This window comes from Allosaccharopolyspora coralli (genome assembly GCF_009664835.1).
GTDB lineage: Bacteria > Actinomycetota > Actinomycetes > Mycobacteriales > Pseudonocardiaceae > Allosaccharopolyspora > Allosaccharopolyspora coralli.
On record NZ_CP045929.1, the window covers coordinates 3561535 to 3579107 of the forward strand.

The following is a 17573-nucleotide window of genomic DNA, read 5'->3' on the forward strand; positions in this document are numbered from 1 at the left end:
CGCCTCACGAGACGAGGCGAACGGCACCTTCGCCTCACAGGACGAGCGGAGCGAACGGCACCTTCGCCTCACGAGACGAGGCGAAAGTGCCGTTCACTCCGGGGGATCAGGCGTCGAAGCGCCCGGGGTCGAGGGGCTGCGGCCGGAGCAGCTGCTCCGCGCCCGGTTCGCCGTCCACCGGGCCGGTTCCGTAGAAGAGCTCGCACGGACCGTTGACGTAGTCGATGTAGTCGGTCGTCAGGTGCAGCACCGAGGCGCCACCGTCGATCGGCGCGACCGTCGGCGAGAAGTTCCGGCAGTCGCTGCCTCGGTTGTGCTTGATCTGCACCGGCGACGGGATCTCCCGCCAGCCGGACTCGAGGTTCGTCGGATCGTCGTTGACCAGCAGCGTCCGCCCATTGCCCTCGACCGGAGCACCGCTCTCGTCGGCGAGGATCTGATAGGCCAGCACGAGCTTGCCCTGGCCGGGTCCCGGCATCCAGCTCAACGTCGGAGTGTGCACCGGGTACTTGCCGGTGTCGGTCTTGATCTCGGTACCGAAGTCCCGGGGATCACCCCAGTTCCACCCGTCCGGTGAGGTCTTGATGTAGACCGCACACAGTCGTTGGTCGTCGTAGTTGCAGGCCTCGAAGGTCATCAGGTACGTGCCGTCGGGCAACTGGCGAACACCGGCCATTCCCGGCCGAACCCCGAAACGATCGTCCTTGAACGTGTCCTGCGGCTCGGTCCAGTTCACCCCGTCCTGCGAGCGCGTCTGCACCATCTTCTGGTCGTGGTTCGGGTCCATGTCGTCGGAGTAGAACGCGACGAGGTCGCCTTGTGCCGAGACGGTGAACTCCGGTTCCCAGACACCCGGCCCCTGCGGTGGATTCGCGATGTCGGAGAGGTAGCTCCAGGTCTCGCCGTGGTCGTCGCTGCGCCAGAGCCGGATGCTGCTCTGCCGCTCCTCCGCGTCGAGGCCGATGCCTGCCGTTCCCGCCCACAACAGCGTCCCGGCGGGCATGTCCCCGACCTGCCGGGGCAGTTCGTACAGGGTCGAGCAGCACATTCCCTGCCGGTTCTCCCCCGCGGGGTCCCGGATCTCACTGATCTGGCGGAAGGACCGGCCGTCGTCGTTGCTCTCGTAGAACACCGGGAATCCGGCCTCGTTCTGATACGTGGTGGTGCTGACCAGAATCTTGCCGTTGTGCAACGGACCGCTGTGCCGCAGCTTCACCGCACGGGGATAGCTGCTGCCTCCTTCACGGAACTGTTTGCCCTTGTCGACGTCCGCGGCTCCGGGCGGCGGCGGTGGTGGTTCCGCCGCCACAGGAGCAACGGTGACCAGCACCAGCGAAAGCGCGCCCACCAGGCTGCCGAGTAGTGTCCTGCCGCGCATCGTGACCCTTTCGACATCGTGACGTCACCGGCGGCGATCGCATCCTGCCGGCAAGAGGATGGCGGCGACACTATCGCGCGGAAGCGCCGAAAACGGCTGGATCCACTACTCTGAAAAGCGCAATCCCAGCACGCATTCGGCGGTCGCGAGATCGCCTCGATAATCAATTCGCACAATTCCCGGAAACGCAGTCGACCAACGGGAAAACGGGAATCGGCGCGGTTACCGGACGCGCGTCAGTTCTCGTCGTCCTCGCTCGGCGCGGGGCCACCGCGGATCGAGTACAACGCGTTCTCTAGTTCGTCGGGCTTGACCAGCACCTCACGGGCCTTCGATCCCTCCGAGGCGGCGACGACCCCCCGTGTCTCGAGCAGGTCCATCAACCGTCCGGCCTTGGCGAACCCGACACGGAGCTTGCGCTGCAGCATCGACGTCGACCCGAACTGGCTGGTGACCACGAGCTCGGCCGCCTGCAGCAGCACGTCGAGGTCGTCGCCGATGTCGGAATCGATCTCCTTCTTCTCGCCGGCCTTGGCCGTGGTCACGCCGTCGGTGTACTCCGGGTCGGCTTGCTCCTTGGTGTAGCCGACGATGCGGTGAATCTCCTCGTCGCTGACGAAGGACCCCTGCACCCGCTGCGGCCGGGAGGCACCCATCGGCAGGTACAGCGAGTCCCCCATACCGATGAGCTTCTCCGCGCCCGGCTGGTCGAGGATGACGCGGGAGTCGGTCAGCGAGGACGTCGCGAACGCCAGCCTCGACGGCACGTTCGTCTTGATCAGGCCGGTGACGACGTCGACCGACGGGCGCTGGGTCGCCAGCACGAGGTGAATTCCCGCCGCGCGGGCCTTCTGGGTGATCCGCACGATCGCGTCCTCGACGTCGCGCGGCGCGGTCATCATGAGGTCCGCGAGCTCGTCGACGATCGCAAGGATGTACGGATACGGCCGGTACTCGCGTTCGCTGCCCGGCGGCGCCGTGATCTCGCCCGAGCGGACCTTCTCGTTGAAGTCGTCGATGTGGCGTACCCGGCTGGCCTGCATGTCCTGGTAGCGCTGCTCCATCTCGTCGACGAGCCAGCCCAGCGCGGCAGCGGCCTTCTTCGGCTGGGTGATGATCGGTGTGATCAGGTGCGGAATGCCCTCGTACGGCGTCAGCTCGACCATCTTCGGGTCGATGAGGATCATCCGCACCTCGTCCGGAGTGGCCCGCGCCAGCAGCGACACCAGCATCGAGTTGACGAAGCTGGACTTACCGGAGCCGGTGGAGCCCGCGACCAGCAGATGCGGCATCTTCGCGAGGTTCGCCAGCACCATGTGGCCCTCGATGTCCTTACCGAGCCCCATCACCATCGGGTGCGTGTCCTTGCCCGCCATCGGCGAACGCAGGATGTCGCCGAGCAGCACCATCTCGCGGTCGGAGTTGGGGACCTCGATCCCGACGGCGGACTTGCCCGGGATCGGCGCGAGCAACCGCACGTTGTCGGTCGCGGCCGCGTAGGCGATGTTCTTGGTGAGCGCGGTGATCTTCTCGACCTTGACGCCGGGGCCGAGTTCGACCTCGTAGCGGGTCACCGTCGGCCCACGGACGAAGCCCTTGACCTGCGCGTCGATGTTGAACTGTTCCAGGACGCCGGTGATGGCCTCGATCATCGCGTCGTTGGCCTTGCTGCGGGTCTTCGGCGGGTCCCCGCCCTGCAGCACGTCGGGTGGCGGCAGCGTGTAGTCGCCCTCGACGGTGCGGATCACCGCGAGCTTCTCGGTGCCCTTCGAGGACTCCTCCGGAGCCGGGTCGGCGGCGGGTACCTCGGCCGGTGTGGCCTTGGGAGTCTTCTTCGGCTTCTCGGCCGGGGTGTCGTCGAACGACAGTTGCGGGTCGTCCTCGTCGGACATCGACGCCTGCCGGCGCCGCGACGGGCGCCGCAGCCGCACGGTGGAGCCGTCGAGCTCCTCGGCTTCGCCGCTGTCCTCGGGTTCGTCGGGACGCGCGCCGAGGGACCGCAGCCTCTCCGGAATCTCCCGCACGGCGGTTCCGGTGAGTACGAGCAGGCCGAACAGGGACACGAGCACCAGCACGGGCACGGCGACCCACCCGGTGAGGCCCTGCGCGAGTGGTCCACCCGCGACGAAGCCCAGCGCGCCACCGGCCTGCGGCCATCCCGGTGTCTGCAGCGGCGCGCCCTCGGCGATGTGCAGGACACCGAGTGCGCCCAGGACCGACAGCATCGAACCGATCACCACGCGCGGACGTGCTTCGGGGTCGGTCTCGGTGCGCATGAGCAGCACGGCGGTCACGAACAGCACGATCGGCAGCACGACGGCGGCGGTGCCGATGGCGAACCGCAGGGCCCAGTCCAGCCACTGCCCGACCGGCCCGCCCGCGCGCCACCACACCCCGGCGGCGGTGACGACACCGACGGCAAGGAAGATCAGCGCGAGCCCGTCCCTGCGGTGCGCCGGGTCGAGATCCTTGGTGCGGCCGAGTGCCCGCACCATGCCTCCGAGTCCGCGGGCGATTCCGTTCCCGAGCCCGCCGGAGGACTTCTTCTTGCGCGTCGCGGTCTTGCGCGTGGCGGGCTTACGCGGTGCGTGAGTGGAACCGGGGCGCGGTCGGGACGAGTTGCTGTTCTTGCCGCGGGTGGAGTTGTTCTTGCGCGTTCCCCCGGACGAGCCGGCACGCGCGCCGCTGCGGGCCGATCCCTTCGTCCCGCTCGTCGTCCGGCTCGCCATGCCCCACACGGTAATCGGTGCCCACCTCTCCCGTCACACGTGACACAGACTGCCCGTGCGCGCCACACGTCACATCGAAACGCCCCCGGATGTGGTCCGACCGAGTGAACATTCGGCTGCCGTCGTGCGATGCTGGTGAGCCTATGGTTGCCCTGCCGTCGCCGTCGGACGAGCCGACACGCCGCATCGATCGCCGAAAGGTGTATCGCGAGACGCCGTGGCTGTGGCGCGCCGTGCTCCGCGCCGACCGCGCCGTCGTCGCCCTGACCGGACGCCTGGAGGTCACCGGGGACGTGCCGGACGAGCTACGGGAGCGGCCGCTGCTCCTGGCCGCCAACCACATCGGCAACGTCGACGCGCTCGTCCTCATGGGCGCGTGTCATCACAGGCGGCTCGCGCCCAGGTTCGTCGCCACCGGTGGTCTCTTCCGTGCAGCCGTGCTCGGCACGGTGATGCGCCGCTCCCACCACATCCGCACCGACCGCGGCTCGGCCGGGGCGCGGGAGGTACTCAGCCACGTCGTCTCCGGCTTCGCCGCCAACGGGCGACCCGTGCTCGTCTATCCGGAGGGCGGGATCAGTACGGAGCCCGGCTTGTGGCCCGAAAGGGGCAAGACAGGTGTGGCCAGGATGGCACTCGCCTCAGGGGCGCCGGTCGTCCCGATCAGTCAATGGGGCGCACACGAGGCCATGCGCTACGGATTTCCGGCGGTGAAGCGGATCCGCGACCTGTGGATCCCGCTCGCCTCGTGGCTGCGAGCGACCGTTCGTCGCCCAAGGCTGCGCGTCCACTTCGGAGCTCCGGTCGATCTGTCCGGTTTGTCCATCGACCGTGCCGGCGACGCCCGCCGGGCACACGAGCGGATCATGCGCGCGATCACCGACGGTCTCGTCCCTCTCCGCGAGGACGAACTCGACGCGCCGAGCCACCGCGATCCGACTCGTGTGTCGAGCGGCAAACCGAGCCCCTGGCGAACTCAGAGGGCTGCTCCGAACGATTGAATGTTGTCCGTGCCCGGGCATGACGCGGACGCTGTGACGGTGGACCGGGTGGAGAATGCGCGAGCGATCGGCCAGGCTGCAACGAACCGTCCGTCGTTCCGACCGCCACGAAGGATCACCGTGAAGAAACGAATACTGTCCACGTTGGCCGCGACGTGCTTGCTCGCGGGCATCGGTGTCGCACCCACCGCGGCTGCCGCACCGCAGGCCCCCGACTACACCCCCGCCCCGGTCGACTGGGGACCGTGCGAGAGCGAACCGCTGGTCCAGGCCGGAGCCGAGTGCGGCACGGTCGAGGTGCCGCTCGACTACGACGACCCGGAAGGCGAGAAGATCTCCCTCGCCGTCTCGCGAGTGAAGGCCACAGTCCCGGCAGAGGAATATCAAGGCGTCATGCTCGTGAACCCCGGCGGTCCCGGCGGATCCGGACTGAACCTCGCCGTGCTCGGCGGCAGCGTGCCCAAAGGTGCGGGCGACGCCTACGACTGGATCGGGTTCGACCCGCGCGGCGTCGGCTCCAGCACGCCGGCCGCGAGCTGCGACCCGCAGTACTTCGGCTACGACCGTCCCGACTACCGGCCGACGACGCCGGAACTCGAGAAGTTCTGGCTGGACAAGTCCGCCGGATACGCCGACGCGTGCAAGGCCAACGGCCGGTTGTTGGACAACATCAAGACGACGGACAACGTCGCGGACATGAACAGTATCCGCAACGCTCTCGGGGCCGAACGGATCAACTTCTACGGCTTCTCCTACGGCACCTACCTCGGCCAGGTGTTCGGCACGCTCTACCCGGACAAGCTGCGTCGTGTCGTGATGGACGGCGTCGTCAACGTCGAGGACGTCTGGTACCAGGCGAACCTGAACCAGGACGTCGCCTTCGAGCACAACATCCAGGTCTACTTCGACTGGATCGCCCGCTACGACGAGGTGTTCGGCCTCGGCACGTCCGGGGACGAGGTCGAGAAGCAGTTCTACACGCAGAAGGAACGACTCGACGCCGAACCGGCCGAGGGCAAGATCGGCTCCGACGAGTGGACCGACCTGTTCCTGTCCGCCGGATACGGCCAGCGCAACTGGGAAACGATCGCGCACGCGTTCTCCGGCTGGGTGCACCGCGGCGAGTCGGCTCCGCTCGTGGAGCTCTACGACGCCTCCGCGGGACAAGGCGACGACAACGGCTACGCGATGTACCTCGGCACCGAATGCACGGATGCGCAGTGGCCGACCGAGTGGGATCAGTGGAAGAAGGACAACTGGAAGGTTCACAAGAAGGCGCCGTTCGAGACCTGGGCCAATGCCTGGTACAACGCACCGTGCATGACGTGGCCCGCCGAGGCGGGAACACCCGTCGAGGTCGACGGTAGTGAGGTCGACAGTGCGCTGCTCATCAGTGAGGAGAAGGACGGCGCCACGCCGTACGCAGGCGCGTTGGAAGCCCGCAAACGCTTCCCGAACGCCAGCCTCATCAGCCTGCCTGGCGGCACGACGCACTCCGGCTCGCTGGGCGGCAACGCGTGCCTCGACGACCAGATCGCCGACTACCTGCTCACCGGCGAACTGCCGGAACGCAGGCCGGGAAACAACCACTCCGACACCACCTGTGAGCCGTTGCCGCAGCCGGTTCCGGAAGGCGCACAGTCCGCCGCCAGGGCACCACACCAACAGCCGGAGGTCCTGCAAGAGGCCCTGAAAGCGAACCACCGCCGCTGACGGAGCGGTCGCCGCAGGTCAGGAAGCGTGAGCCTTTGTAGTTGCTCTAGCCACCACAAAGGCTCACGCGACCTGGGCTGGCGTCCGGGAACCCGAACAGGGCCGGTCATTTGCCGCGCAGGTCGGGAAGCGTGAGCCTTTTCAGTTGCTCTGGCCACCACAAAGGCTCACGCGACTGCGCCCGGCCTCAGGGGAGAGACCGGGCGCAGCACCCGCGGTTTCGAGAGGTGCCGGGCGATCAGCCCTCGACACTCGGGTGGTCGACGATCGGAGCGTTCACGCAATGCGTCTGCGACGGGGACAGGATGGGCGCCACCAATCCGGCGACCGCAACGTTGTTGCCGCACGCCTGAATCGGCGCCACGCTCACGTTGTTGTCGTTGAGGATGTTCACGCCGTCGTTGTCCGTGCTGTCGGCGAACGCGGGCGACCCCGCGGCCATCAACGCAGCGGCCGCGGCGGTTGCTCCGAGGACTCGCAAAGAAGTACGCACCAGGGAACCCCTTCTTTCTGATCGGTCAGGTCACCCGAGCGACGAACGGAATTCGCCGCGAGCGGCGGAATCCCTGGTCGATCCGGCTCCGTTACCCTGGCACCGCGACGAGATCGCGTCGCCCTGTAGACCCCCATCGAGAACCGAAGATCACGCTACCGAGCAGTTCGCCACCCTGCGTGAAACACGAAAACCCGAAAGATCATGCGTCTTGTCACGCGATCGGTTCTCACGTTGAGTGTTGATCTGTCCTCTACGGACCGAAACATGCAGGAGCTCTGAGGGGTCTACGGTCAGGCGGTCACCGGGACGACGTTGGGCACGATCATCGGACGACGACGATAGGTGTCGGCCACCCACTTGCCGACCACGCGCCGGACCGACTGCGCGATCCGGTGCGTGTCGGTGATGCCGTCCGACTCGGTGCGGGCCAGTTCCATCTCGACCAGGTGCAGGACCTCGTCCAGGGCCTTCGGATCGTCCGAGAAACCCCGGCCCGACAGCTTCGGCGCCGAGACCGCGCGCCCCGTCGCTGCCTCGACCGCCACGGTGATCGAGATGAACCCGCCCTCGCCGAGGATCAACCGGTCCGACAACGTCGACTCGCCGACGTCGCCGACCGACAGACCGTCCACATAGACGTGTCCGACCTCGACCCGACCCGACCGCGTCGCGATTCCGTCGACCAGGTCGACCACCACACCGTCCTCGGCGATGACGACCCGGTCCGCGGCCACGCCCGTCAACCGCGCCAACTCAGCGTTCGCCCGCAGATGCCGCCACTCGCCGTGCACGGGCATCACGTTGCTCGGCCGGACCGCGTTGTACAGGTACAGCAGTTCACCCGCCGAGGCGTGCCCGGAGACGTGCACCTTCGCGCCGCCCTGGTGCACGACCTCGGCCCCGAGCCGTACGAGGCCGTTGACGACACCGAACACGGCGGTCTCGTTACCGGGAATCAGCGAACTCGCGAGCACGACCGTGTCGCCCTCGCGGATCCGGATGTTGCGGTGCTCGCCGCGCGCCATCCGCGACAACGCCGAGAGCGGCTCACCCTGCGACCCCGTCGAGACGAACACCACCAGATGCTCGGGCATCGCCAACGCCTCGTCGAGATCGACGATCAGACCCGGCGGGACCCGCAACAGGTCGAGATCACCGGCGATGCCCATGTTGCGCACCATCGACCTGCCCACGAAGCACACCTTTCGGCCGTGCTTGGCGGCCACGTCGAGCACCTGCTGCACGCGGTGCACGTGGCTGGCGAAACACGCCACGATGAGCCGCTGCGTCGCCGAGCCGACGACACTGTCGAGCACCGGGCCGATCTCACGTTCGGGCGTCACGAACCCGGGAACCTCGGCGTTCGTCGAGTCCACAAGGAACAGGTCGACGCCTTCGTCTCCCATCCGCGAGAACCCGGCGAGGTCGGTGAGCCTGCCGTCCAGCGGCAGCTGGTCGAGTTTGATGTCCCCCGTGTGCAACGCGACCCCGGCCTGAGTGCGTACGGCCACCGCCAACGCGTCCGGGATGGAATGGTTGACGGCGAAGAACTCCAGCGAGAACGGGCCGTGCTGGCAGCTCTGGCCCTCGGCGACCTCGTGCAACACGGGGTCGAGGCGGTGTTCCTTGCACTTCGCGGCCAACAGGGCCAGCGTGAAGCGCGATCCGATCACCGGAAGGTCCGGCCGCATCTTCAACAGGAACGGCACCGCACCGATGTGATCCTCGTGCCCGTGCGTGAGCACCAACGCCTCGATGTCGTCCAGCCGGTCCTCGATGTAGGCGAAGTCCGGCAGGATCAGGTCGACCCCTGGCGAGTCGTCCTCGGGAAACAGCACGCCGCAGTCGACGACCAGCAGACGTCCGTCGAACTCGAAGACCGTCATGTTCCGGCCGACTTCGCCGATGCCTCCGAGGGCGACGACGCGCATGCCGCCCTCGGGAACCGGCCCCGGCGGTTCGGAGGACGTCTGGCTCATCGGACTGGATTTCGGAACGACGTGATCGTGACTGCTCAACGCGCTGTCACCTCGACGGCGTCCGGGTTGACCAGGACGAGGCCCGCGTCCCAGAGGTCGCTGGTGATCAGCCGCAGCTGCTCGTCGGTCGCCGCGGGCAGCGGCAAGCGCGGCTGGCCCGTCTCGTAGCCGCACAGCCGCATCGCCGTCTTCGCGAAGATCACGCCACCGACGAAGTTCATCGACCGGTACACCGGCAGCAGTCCGACGTGGACGTCCCGGGCAGCGGTGACGTCCCCGGACTCGTAGAAGTCGAGCATTTGACGCAGCCGGTCGCCGACCACGTGGCCGATGACGCTGACGAATCCGACCGCACCGACCGACAGCCACGGCAGGTTCAGCGGATCCTCGCCGGAGTAATAAGCCAGGTCGGAGTTCGCCATCACGTCGCTGCCCGCGAGCAGGTCGTGCTTGGAGTCCTTGACGGCCTTGATCCGCGGGTGCTCGGCGAGTCGCTTGAGCGTGTCGATCTGGATCGGCACCACCGAGCGCGGCGGGATGTCGTAGAGCATCACCGGCAGCTCGGTGGCGTCCGCGATCGCCGTGAAGTGCTGCTGGATGCCTTCCTGCGGCGGACGGGAGTAGTACGGCGTCACCGCGAGCAGCCCGTGGGCGCCCGCCTTCTCGGCGGTGGTGGCGAGCTCGATCGAGTGCGCGGTGTTGTTGGTTCCCGCACCGGCGATGACGGTCGCGCGGTCGCCGACCGCTTCGACCACCGCGCGCACGAGGCGCTCCTTCTCCTCGTCGCTGGTGGTCGGGCTCTCGCCGGTGGTGCCGTTGACGACCAGTCCGTCGTTGCCGACGCGGTCGACGAGATAGGCGGCGAGTTCCTGCGCCAGATCCAGGTCCAACTCACCCGAGTCGTTGAACGGGGTCACCATCGCGGTCAGTACGCGACCGAACGGGCGACCCGGAGAGGCGGTGGGGCAGACGGTCATACCCCGTGACGCTACCTGGTGAGGCCAGCCTTCACCGCAGGCGCACCGGCCCCGTGGCGACCGTGCCGACCCGCCGAACCTCGCACGCGGAAACCTCCCGCCGGATCACCGGCCGAACCGTGCTTCTTCCCGGCGTGGCCGCGGCGTGCGCACCACATTTCCGCCGCCGGACGATCTCCGCGAGCGAGGTCACTCGAGCGAGCGTCACAGACTGCGGCGGAGATCCTCCACGGCGAGGACGTCCGCGTCGTTGCCGTCGAACGTCACCTGGGCGGGCTTCCTGCCGAACGCGTGCAACACGAGCTCACTCGGCTCGCCCTGAATGCGCACCGTGCGCGGGCCGCGCGTGGCCGCGATCTCGGTGCCGTCCGGTCGGCGCAGCACGACCCCGACGGGGCTGCGCCCGTAGAACATCCGGGCGACCTTCGTCAGCGACTTCCACAGCGCTTCTTCCAGGTCCGGGCTCGTGGTCCGCTGCCGCCAGTCCGGTTGAGCACGGCGTACGTCCTCGTGGTGCACGTAGAACTCGGTCGTGTTCACCGTCTCGTCCACGGCACCGATGCCGAGCGGGTTCCACTTCGGCGGTCCCTGGCGGATCTGGTCGATCAGCGCGGTGTAGTCCCGCTCCCGGAACTCGCCCTGGATGCGATCGCCGCGCTGTCCCAGCGCCTTCGACACGAAGCCGGTCAACGCGTCCGGGCGATGCTCCCTGGTCACCAGATGCACGGCGAGGTCACGGGTCGTCCAGCCCTCGCACAAGGTCGGCTGGTCCGGCCCGACTCGGTCCAATTCGTCGCACAACTGTCGACGTTCGTCTGCGGCAACACCCATGGCCACAGCTTACGGATCTCAGCGCGTTCGAGCCGCAGCACACGCCGTCGGCACCGGTCAGCTCGCGACGGCGGAGCTCTGCAGCTCGTCGCCGTCGGCGTGTTCGAGCACGCAGTAGATCTCGTGCGAACCCTGCTGGTCGTTGTCGCTGTCGTCGTCCCCGATGGCGGCACGTTTGGCGTCCCAGTGCCCTTCGGTGGGCACGATCGCCCGGAAGCGCAGGTCCGACTTGCCCACCGCGATGATCGTGTCGGAGCGGAAGGTCGCCGAGCACACGCCGTTGGCGTAGTCGACCATCGCCTCCGCCCCCGGGTAGGCCAGGTCCGGATCCACGCTGGAGAACAGTTCGTCGTCCGCGAAGACTTCGAACCTGTGCGCCGACGAGCAGGACACGCCCTGCTCCTCGGTCACCCGGTCGACCGCCGACAGCGGCTCGGCTCCGCACTTGTTGCCACCGGTGTCGAAGTCCGCCAAGTCACCGCCGGGGCCGTAGGTGACGGGTTCGGCGAGCGCGGGCGCCTCGGAGTCCGCGAGGACGAAACGTCCCAGGGCCAGACCCCCGCCGAACAGGACAACCGCGGCGATCGCCGACGCGAGCACCCGGTGCTTGCGCCGAAGGCCACCCGAAGACGCCGCCGCCACCGGCTCCCGGCCGCCCGCAGGCGCGCTCCGCAGCAGTGCCCGCACCTGCGCCGCCGTGAAGCGCGCGGCGGGGTCGGCGATGAGCAGTCCGGTGATGACCGGGCCGAGCACCGGGTGCGGCCCGGACAGGCGCGGATGCTCGGTCAGCACCGCGTTCAGCGTCGCCGCCGTGGTCTGCCGTTCGAACGGCATGTATCCCTCGAGAGCGAAGAACAACGTCGCGCCCAAGGCCCACAGGTCCGACGCAGGCGTCGCCTCCGCCCCCTGAAGACGCTCGGGCGCCATCGACGACGGCGAACCGATGATCGCACCGGTGGTCGTCAGGCGGGGGTCGTCGTAGCCCTGCGCGATGCCGAAGTCGGCGAGTTTCACCCGTGAACCCGCCACCATGAGGTTGGCCGGTTTCACGTCGCGGTGAACCACTCCGGCCGCGTGCGCCGTCTCCAGGGCAGCCAGCGCCTGCGTCGCGATGTCGACGACGGTCTCCGCGGGCAGTGCCCCGCGCTGCGCCACGAGCTGGTCGAGCGTGACCGCCTGCACGAGCTCCATGACGATGTAGGTGGTGCCCGTCTCGGCGAGGACGTCGTAGACGGTGACGACGCCGGGGTCGTTGAGCCGTCCCGCGGTACGAGCCTCCCGCAACACCCGCTGCTCGTACACCCGGCGTTCGGACTCGGCCACCCCGTCCGGCAGGTGCAGCTCCTTGATCGCGACCTCGCGACCGATCACCTGGTCCCACGCTCGCCACACGATGCCCATGCCACCGCGTCCGAGCTCGGAGAGCACCTGGTAGCGCTCACCGATCACCCTGCTCGGCCGCGTCCCGACCTCGTCCACCGCGCCGACCTCCCACACCTGCGCCCGGTCCCGGCCGGGTCCAACCATCACGATCGTCGCGTCACGAGAGCGCACCCGCGGCTCGCGACCTCGACGCGGGGTTGAGTTCCTGTCTGTGATTGTGTCCTGACGTCCGTCAGGGCCGTGGTCTCGCGCGCCGAGCCCGAGCACTGCGGGCTCCGGCGTTCAGGTCGTCGCTCGCCAGACAGGGGACGCCGCTGCGTCCGCTCCTGGTACTCGAGGCGACCCGCTCCTCCGACGGCGCGCGCCCTCGATCGGTTCCCGGCGCACCGCAGAACGGCGGTCAGCCCTCCGTGACGAAGGGGCTGGACGCGACCTCGGTGCCGTCCTTGAGCGAGGTGATCTCGAAGTCGTTGAACACGTTGCCCGCCGCCTTCTGCAGCTGCCGAAGGCACTCGATGGCCAACCCCCGGATCTCGACGTCCGCGTGCTCACTGGCGCGCATCGCGATGAAGTGCCGCCAGGCGCGGTAGTTTCCGGTCACGGTGATCCGCGTCTCGGTCGCGTTCGGCAGCACCGTCCGCGCGGCTTGGCGGGCCTGCTTGCGGCGCAGGGTCGCCTTCGGCTCGTCGGCGAACTTCTCCTGCAGGCCCTCCAGCAGCTCGTTGTACGCGGCGACGCTCGCACTGGTGGCCTCGACGAACTTGGCGTGCAGCTCGGGATCCTCCGCGATCACGTCCGGCTCGACCATCGCGGCGTCGCGCTCCGGCACGTAGCGCTGGGACAGCTGCGAGTACGAGAAGTGCCGGTGCCGGATGAGCTCGTGGGTCAGCGACCGCGACATCCCGGTCAGGTAGAACGTCACCGAGCCGTGCTCCAACACCGACAGGTGACCCACCTCGATGACGTGGCTCAGGTAGCCCGCGTTGGTGGCGGTCTTCGGGTTCGGCTTGCTCCACGACTGGTAGCAGGCACGCCCGGCGAACTCGGCGAGCGCCGCTCCCCCGTCGGCGTCGGTGGACCAGTCCACGTCCTCCGGCGGGAAGAACTCCGTCTTAGCGATCAACTGAACCTTCGGCGGCACGATCTCGGTCACGTCCGGCGTTCCTTCCTGCTCCCACACCCGGCCCAGGTCGTCCCGACGGTCCTGCTGGACCGTCCGGCGCGACCCTTCGGCGGGTCCGACTCCCCTGTTCTCGGGATCGCAGCCTAACCGCCACCACCGACGAGGTGGCCGCTGCGGTCGCCCACGCCGATGACATCATACGGGCGGTTGCGCGATGTCATCTTCGACGTCACTATGGCGTCATGGATTTGAGCGCATACCTCACCCAGCTGCGCGAAGACCTCACGACCGCCGCCTCCGCCGGGGACGATCAGACCCGGCAGACCGCGGCCGTGCTCTCCGCAGCCATCGAACCGGCCGCCCGACTGGCGATCATGAACGCGCTGTCCGACCTGGCCGCCGAAGTGACCACCCAGCTCGACGGCCAGGTCGTCGACGTCCGGCTCGACGGACGCGACGTCGACGTCGTCGTCACCGGATCCGGCCGTGACCAGACCGAACCGGCCGGCACGACGCCCCCGCCGCCACCGGCAGGGGACGCCGGGGATGTCAGCCGCATCACCCTGCGCCTGCTCGAACAGATCAAGTCTCAGGCCGAACAGGCCGCGTCGACGCAGGGCGTCTCACTGAACACCTGGCTCGCCCAAGCCGTCCAGGGCGCCCTGCACAGCGGCGTGGCGCGAGGCACGTGGCCACAGCAGTCCGGCGGCGCACGACCGGGACGCTGGGGCAGCGAGGGCCCCGGCTCGCACGTGCACGGCTGGGTTCACGGCTGACCACCCGACACGCGCGACCGCCCGAAACGAGGACTACGAGCGCATCGTGGAACTGGGGTACGTGATCCAGTACCGCCGACCTCAGTTCCACAACGCCCCTGAGGCGTGCCCTGCCGGCACGAACGCCAGTTCCCACCTGCCCTCCGAGAGGAACCCATCATGAGCGAGAACGACGCGAGCGGGCAGCGTGACCTGGTCCGCACCCAGGACTTCGCCGTCGACGGCCCGATCGAACTCGACGTCACCAACGGCGGCGGCAACGTCACCATCGAACTCACCGACTCCGCGGACGGGACGGTGCACGTCGAGGTGCGCCACGCACCGCACGGGGTCGACGACTGGAACAAGGCCCTTGACGGCCTGCTGAGCTGGGTCAACAAGCAGTTCGGCGAGACCGGACTCGGGGCCGGAACCGAACAAGCGCCCGCGACGGAGGCCGTGCGACAGACGCGCGTCGACCTCACCGGCAACCGGCTCGTCGTCCGGGCGCCGCAGAGTCTCGGCCTGCGTGGCGTACCGCTGGCGATCACCGTCACCGGGCCGGCCGACTGTCCGGTCTCGGTGCGCAGCGGTTCCGGCAACGCCACGGTGACCGGACCCGCAGGGCCTGTCAGCGTCCAGTCGGGCTCCGGCGCGGTGTCCGTGGAGAACGTCACCGGCAAAGCCACGCTCCGCAGCGGTTCGGGCGCGCTGAGGCTCGGCTCGGCGACCGAGGCGGTGCACGCGCGCAGCGGCAACGGCGAGATCGAGATCGCCGGCATCGCGGCGGCCTCCTCGGTGGCGACCGGCAGCGGCTCGGTGTGGCTCGGGGCGGTGGACGCGGACGTGCTGGTGCGTTCCGGGAGCGGCAGCGTCACGATCGCCGACGCCGGCGGCGGACAGACGGAACTCATCAGCGGATCCGGGAACGTGCGGGTGGCGGTGCGGCAGGAGTCGTTCGCCGAGGTCGACCTCACCTCGTCCACCGGCACCGCGAGCAGCGACCTGCTGGTCGAGGACACAGCGCCCGACGAGACCCCCACTTTCCGCGTCTTCGCTCGTTCGGGCAGCGGGGACGTCCTGGTCACGTCGGCCGTGTAGAACCCACCGGTGGCCGGCGCACGTAGGCCGCGGACAGGGCGTCGCGCAGTGTGCCCGCCGCAGCCCTCGAGTCGCGCACCGTTCAGAAAGTGTGTAAAAACGTGCACTTCCTGAGCTGCGTATCGCTACGCAGCCTTGGCCGCACCGTCCGGTGCGGCCTTCCCGTGGCGATACCCCACGCCAGCAGAGCTGGTCTTACCAGGGTTTCCAGCGGGCTCGTTTTCCGTCCCGGCGCAACTCTCCGTGGACGTGCCACCCGCAGCCTCGGCCAGTCCGGCGAGGTTGCGGGCGGCGTTGAGGTCACGATCCAGGGACAGGCCGCAGGCATCGCAGTTGAAGGTCCGCTCGGACAGGCGCAGCTTGGTTTTCACCGCGCCACAGGCCGAGCAGGTTTTGCTGGAGGGGTACCACCGGTCGGCGACAACCAGGCGACGTCTGTTCCAGGTAGTTTTGTAGTCGAGTTGGCGCCGCAGCTCGCCCATGCCCACGTCCGCGATCGAGCGGGACAAGGTGCGGCTTTTCAGCATCCCGGCCACGTTCAGGTCCTCGACCACGACCGTGTCGAACTCGTCGACGAGTCGGCTCGACAGCTGGTGCAGCCCCTCGGCGCGGGCGTTCGCGACATAGTGCTGCACTCGACGCACCCGGTCTTGCGTGTCGTGCCACCGGTTCGACGGTTTCTGCTTGGTCCGCTTGTCCGGACCCGTGCGGCGGGACGTCTGCCGTTGCAGTCGGCGCAGTTTCCGCTGCGCACGGTCCAGGTGCTTCGGATTCGACACGTGTTCGCCGGTGGAGAGCACCGCCAGGTGCTTGACCCCGAGGTCGACGCCCACGGTGCCGCCGGTGGTAGCCGGTTGCGGTTGGTCGCGTTGCACTTCGGCTTGCAAGGACACCAACCACCGGCCCCTGCGATGCGACACGGTGGCTTTCAGGATGCGGGCGGTGTCGGCCTCGATGCGCCGGGCGAGTTTCCGGGTCGACTCGTGGGTGCGCACGGTGCCGATCGTCGGCAGCCGCACGTGCCGCCGATTGCGTTGAGCGAGTCCGAACGCGCCGGTGGTGAACGTGGCAGACCAGGTAGAGCGCTTCGACTTGAACCGGGGGAATCCCACCCGCTTACCGACCCGCTGCCCTTTCCGGGACCGGTTCCAGTTGTTCAACGCGGTCGCGAGGTTGGCCAGCCCGGACGAGTACGCCTCCTTGGAATTCTCGGCCCACCAGGGCGCCACCGCGTGCTTGGCGGCGTTCCAGGTTTTCCGCAGACTGTAAGCGGACCAGTTCAGACCGGGCGTCACCTCGTCTTCGGATACGCCGTACGAGCCTTCCGCTTCCTGCTGGTCGAGGTTGGCTTTCACCCGGGCCAAGGCCCAGTTGTAGGCGAACCGTTGCCCGCCGCAGTTGCTGCGCAACGCGTCTGCTTGCTGCTCGGTCGGGGCCAGCGCGAACTCATACGCCTGCACCGTGAACCCCGGTCGGGGCTGGAACGTCCGGCTCATCGCGGCGGCACCTCCGCAGCTTTCAGGGCTGCTTTCGCCCGTTTCGCTGCGGACCGGCGCCCGTACAGCCGGGCGCACATGCTGGTGAGCACCTCGGTCACATCGCGCACCAGGTCATCTTCCACTTCGGCATCGTCGAGGACGACGATCCGGCGGGACTGTGCGGCGAGTGCGGCTTCGAGGTGTTCGACGCCGAACCGGGCGAGACGGTCGCGGTGCTCCACCACGATCGTTGTAGCAGCCGGGTCTGACAGGAGTGTGCGGAGTTTCGGCCGGTTGCCGTTCAGCCCGGAGCCGACTTCGGTGACCGTGCTGTCCAGGGTGAAGTCCTGTCGGGCGCATTCCTGCGCGACCCGTCCGGCTTGCCGGTCGAGGTCGTCGCGCTGGTCCGTGCTGGACACGCGGCAGTACGCCACCGTCCGCCCGGACTCGGTGGCCGACGGTTCGACCAGGATCGTGCCCGTATCAAGCTGCCGAGCAGACGCGGGCAACGTGCCCGCATGGAACCAACTCAACGCAGCCCGATACGACACACCCTGTGCACGCGCCCACTCCTTCAACCTCACCCGTACAGAACAACACACGATGACACGGAACTACTCAGAACCAGC

General features: G+C 68.4%; 14 protein-coding genes. 4 read left to right on the forward strand and 10 right to left on the reverse strand.

What is annotated here, in order from left to right; genetic code table 11:
• Positions 1-106: 106 nt before the first annotated feature.
• Together GIY23_RS16610 and GIY23_RS16615 are read right to left on the reverse strand one after the other, a co-directional pair.
• Positions 107-1378 (reverse strand): sialidase family protein, encoded by a 1272-nt coding sequence (locus GIY23_RS16610; RefSeq protein WP_154077501.1) that lies wholly within the window; start codon positions 1376-1378, stop codon positions 107-109.
• 236 nt (positions 1379-1614) lie between these two features.
• On the reverse strand, positions 1615-4107 hold the full coding sequence (locus tag GIY23_RS16615; RefSeq protein WP_187351920.1) for an FtsK/SpoIIIE family DNA translocase: 2493 nt from the start codon (positions 4105-4107) through the stop codon (positions 1615-1617).
• 143 nt (positions 4108-4250) lie between these two features.
• Here GIY23_RS16615 and GIY23_RS16620 point away from each other — a divergent pair, with 143 nt between their 5' ends.
• Together GIY23_RS16620 and GIY23_RS16625 are read left to right on the forward strand one after the other, a co-directional pair.
• Positions 4251-5108: a lysophospholipid acyltransferase family protein gene (locus GIY23_RS16620; RefSeq protein ID WP_154077502.1), complete on the forward strand. Its 858-nt coding sequence runs from the start codon at positions 4251-4253 to the stop codon at positions 5106-5108.
• Between the two features lie 120 nt (positions 5109-5228).
• Positions 5229-6821, forward strand: coding sequence for an alpha/beta hydrolase (locus GIY23_RS16625; RefSeq protein ID WP_228717338.1), 1593 nt, complete (start codon positions 5229-5231; stop codon positions 6819-6821).
• Between the two features lie 238 nt (positions 6822-7059).
• On the opposite strand, the gene GIY23_RS16630 is transcribed toward GIY23_RS16625, so the two are convergent.
• The 6 genes from GIY23_RS16630 to thyX form a co-directional block, all read right to left on the reverse strand.
• Entirely contained in the window at positions 7060-7314 is a 255-nt protein-coding gene (locus GIY23_RS16630) for a hypothetical protein (protein WP_228717339.1), read from the reverse strand.
• 293 nt (positions 7315-7607) lie between these two features.
• Positions 7608-9296 (reverse strand): ribonuclease J, encoded by a 1689-nt coding sequence (locus GIY23_RS16635; protein WP_154077504.1) that lies wholly within the window; start codon positions 9294-9296, stop codon positions 7608-7610.
• Between the two features lie 35 nt (positions 9297-9331).
• Positions 9332-10273 (reverse strand): 4-hydroxy-tetrahydrodipicolinate synthase, encoded by a 942-nt coding sequence (gene dapA, locus GIY23_RS16640; RefSeq protein ID WP_154077505.1) that lies wholly within the window; start codon positions 10271-10273, stop codon positions 9332-9334.
• Positions 10274-10477: 204 nt separating this feature from the next.
• Complete coding sequence (locus tag GIY23_RS16645; RefSeq protein WP_154077506.1) at positions 10478-11104, reverse strand: TIGR03085 family metal-binding protein; 627 nt, start codon at positions 11102-11104, stop codon at positions 10478-10480.
• A 57-nt stretch (positions 11105-11161) separates the two neighbouring features.
• Positions 11162-12631 carry a serine/threonine-protein kinase gene (locus GIY23_RS16650; protein ID WP_154078916.1) on the reverse strand — a complete coding sequence of 490 codons (1470 nt, stop codon included), beginning with the start codon at positions 12629-12631 and terminating at the stop codon, positions 11162-11164.
• A 256-nt stretch (positions 12632-12887) separates the two neighbouring features.
• Positions 12888-13640, reverse strand: coding sequence for an FAD-dependent thymidylate synthase (gene thyX, locus GIY23_RS16655; protein ID WP_154077507.1), 753 nt, complete (start codon positions 13638-13640; stop codon positions 12888-12890).
• A gap of 212 nt (positions 13641-13852) precedes the next feature.
• Here thyX and GIY23_RS16660 point away from each other — a divergent pair, with 212 nt between their 5' ends.
• A complete protein-coding gene (locus tag GIY23_RS16660) occupies positions 13853-14386 on the forward strand; it encodes a toxin-antitoxin system HicB family antitoxin (RefSeq protein WP_154077508.1) in 534 nt (177 codons plus the stop codon).
• A gap of 159 nt (positions 14387-14545) precedes the next feature.
• A complete protein-coding gene (locus tag GIY23_RS16665; protein WP_154077509.1) occupies positions 14546-15466 on the forward strand; it encodes a DUF4097 family beta strand repeat-containing protein in 921 nt (306 codons plus the stop codon).
• Positions 15467-15591: 125 nt separating this feature from the next.
• Here the strand turns inward: GIY23_RS16665 and tnpB are convergent, their stop codons facing one another.
• Positions 15592-16962 carry an IS607 family element RNA-guided endonuclease TnpB gene (gene tnpB / locus GIY23_RS16670; protein WP_154075421.1) on the reverse strand — a complete coding sequence of 457 codons (1371 nt, stop codon included), beginning with the start codon at positions 16960-16962 and terminating at the stop codon, positions 15592-15594.
• On the reverse strand, positions 16959-17528 hold the full coding sequence (locus tag GIY23_RS16675; protein WP_154077510.1) for an IS607 family transposase: 570 nt from the start codon (positions 17526-17528) through the stop codon (positions 16959-16961). The genes tnpB and GIY23_RS16675 overlap by 4 nt, the downstream gene beginning before the upstream one ends.
• Positions 17529-17573 lie beyond the last annotated feature (45 nt).

Bases quoted from the DNA above. Each gene is read 5' to 3' on its own strand.
- GIY23_RS16610 (WP_154077501.1), bottom strand. From the start codon at position 1,378: ATGCGCGGCAGGACACTACTCGGCAGCCTGGTGGGCGCGCTTTCGCTG.
- GIY23_RS16615 (WP_187351920.1), bottom strand. From the start codon at position 4,107: ATGGCGAGCCGGACGACGAGCGGGACGAAGGGATCGGCCCGCAGCGGC.
- GIY23_RS16620 (WP_154077502.1), top strand. From the start codon at position 4,251: ATGGTTGCCCTGCCGTCGCCGTCGGACGAGCCGACACGCCGCATCGAT.
- GIY23_RS16635 (WP_154077504.1), bottom strand. From the start codon at position 9,296: ATGAGCCAGACGTCCTCCGAACCGCCGGGGCCGGTTCCCGAGGGCGGC.
- dapA (WP_154077505.1), bottom strand. From the start codon at position 10,273: ATGACCGTCTGCCCCACCGCCTCTCCGGGTCGCCCGTTCGGTCGCGTA.
- GIY23_RS16645 (WP_154077506.1), bottom strand. From the start codon at position 11,104: ATGGGTGTTGCCGCAGACGAACGTCGACAGTTGTGCGACGAATTGGAC.
- GIY23_RS16650 (WP_154078916.1), bottom strand. From the start codon at position 12,631: ATGGTTGGACCCGGCCGGGACCGGGCGCAGGTGTGGGAGGTCGGCGCG.
- GIY23_RS16660 (WP_154077508.1), top strand. From the start codon at position 13,853: ATGGATTTGAGCGCATACCTCACCCAGCTGCGCGAAGACCTCACGACC.
- GIY23_RS16665 (WP_154077509.1), top strand. From the start codon at position 14,546: ATGAGCGAGAACGACGCGAGCGGGCAGCGTGACCTGGTCCGCACCCAG.
- tnpB (WP_154075421.1), bottom strand. From the start codon at position 16,962: ATGAGCCGGACGTTCCAGCCCCGACCGGGGTTCACGGTGCAGGCGTAT.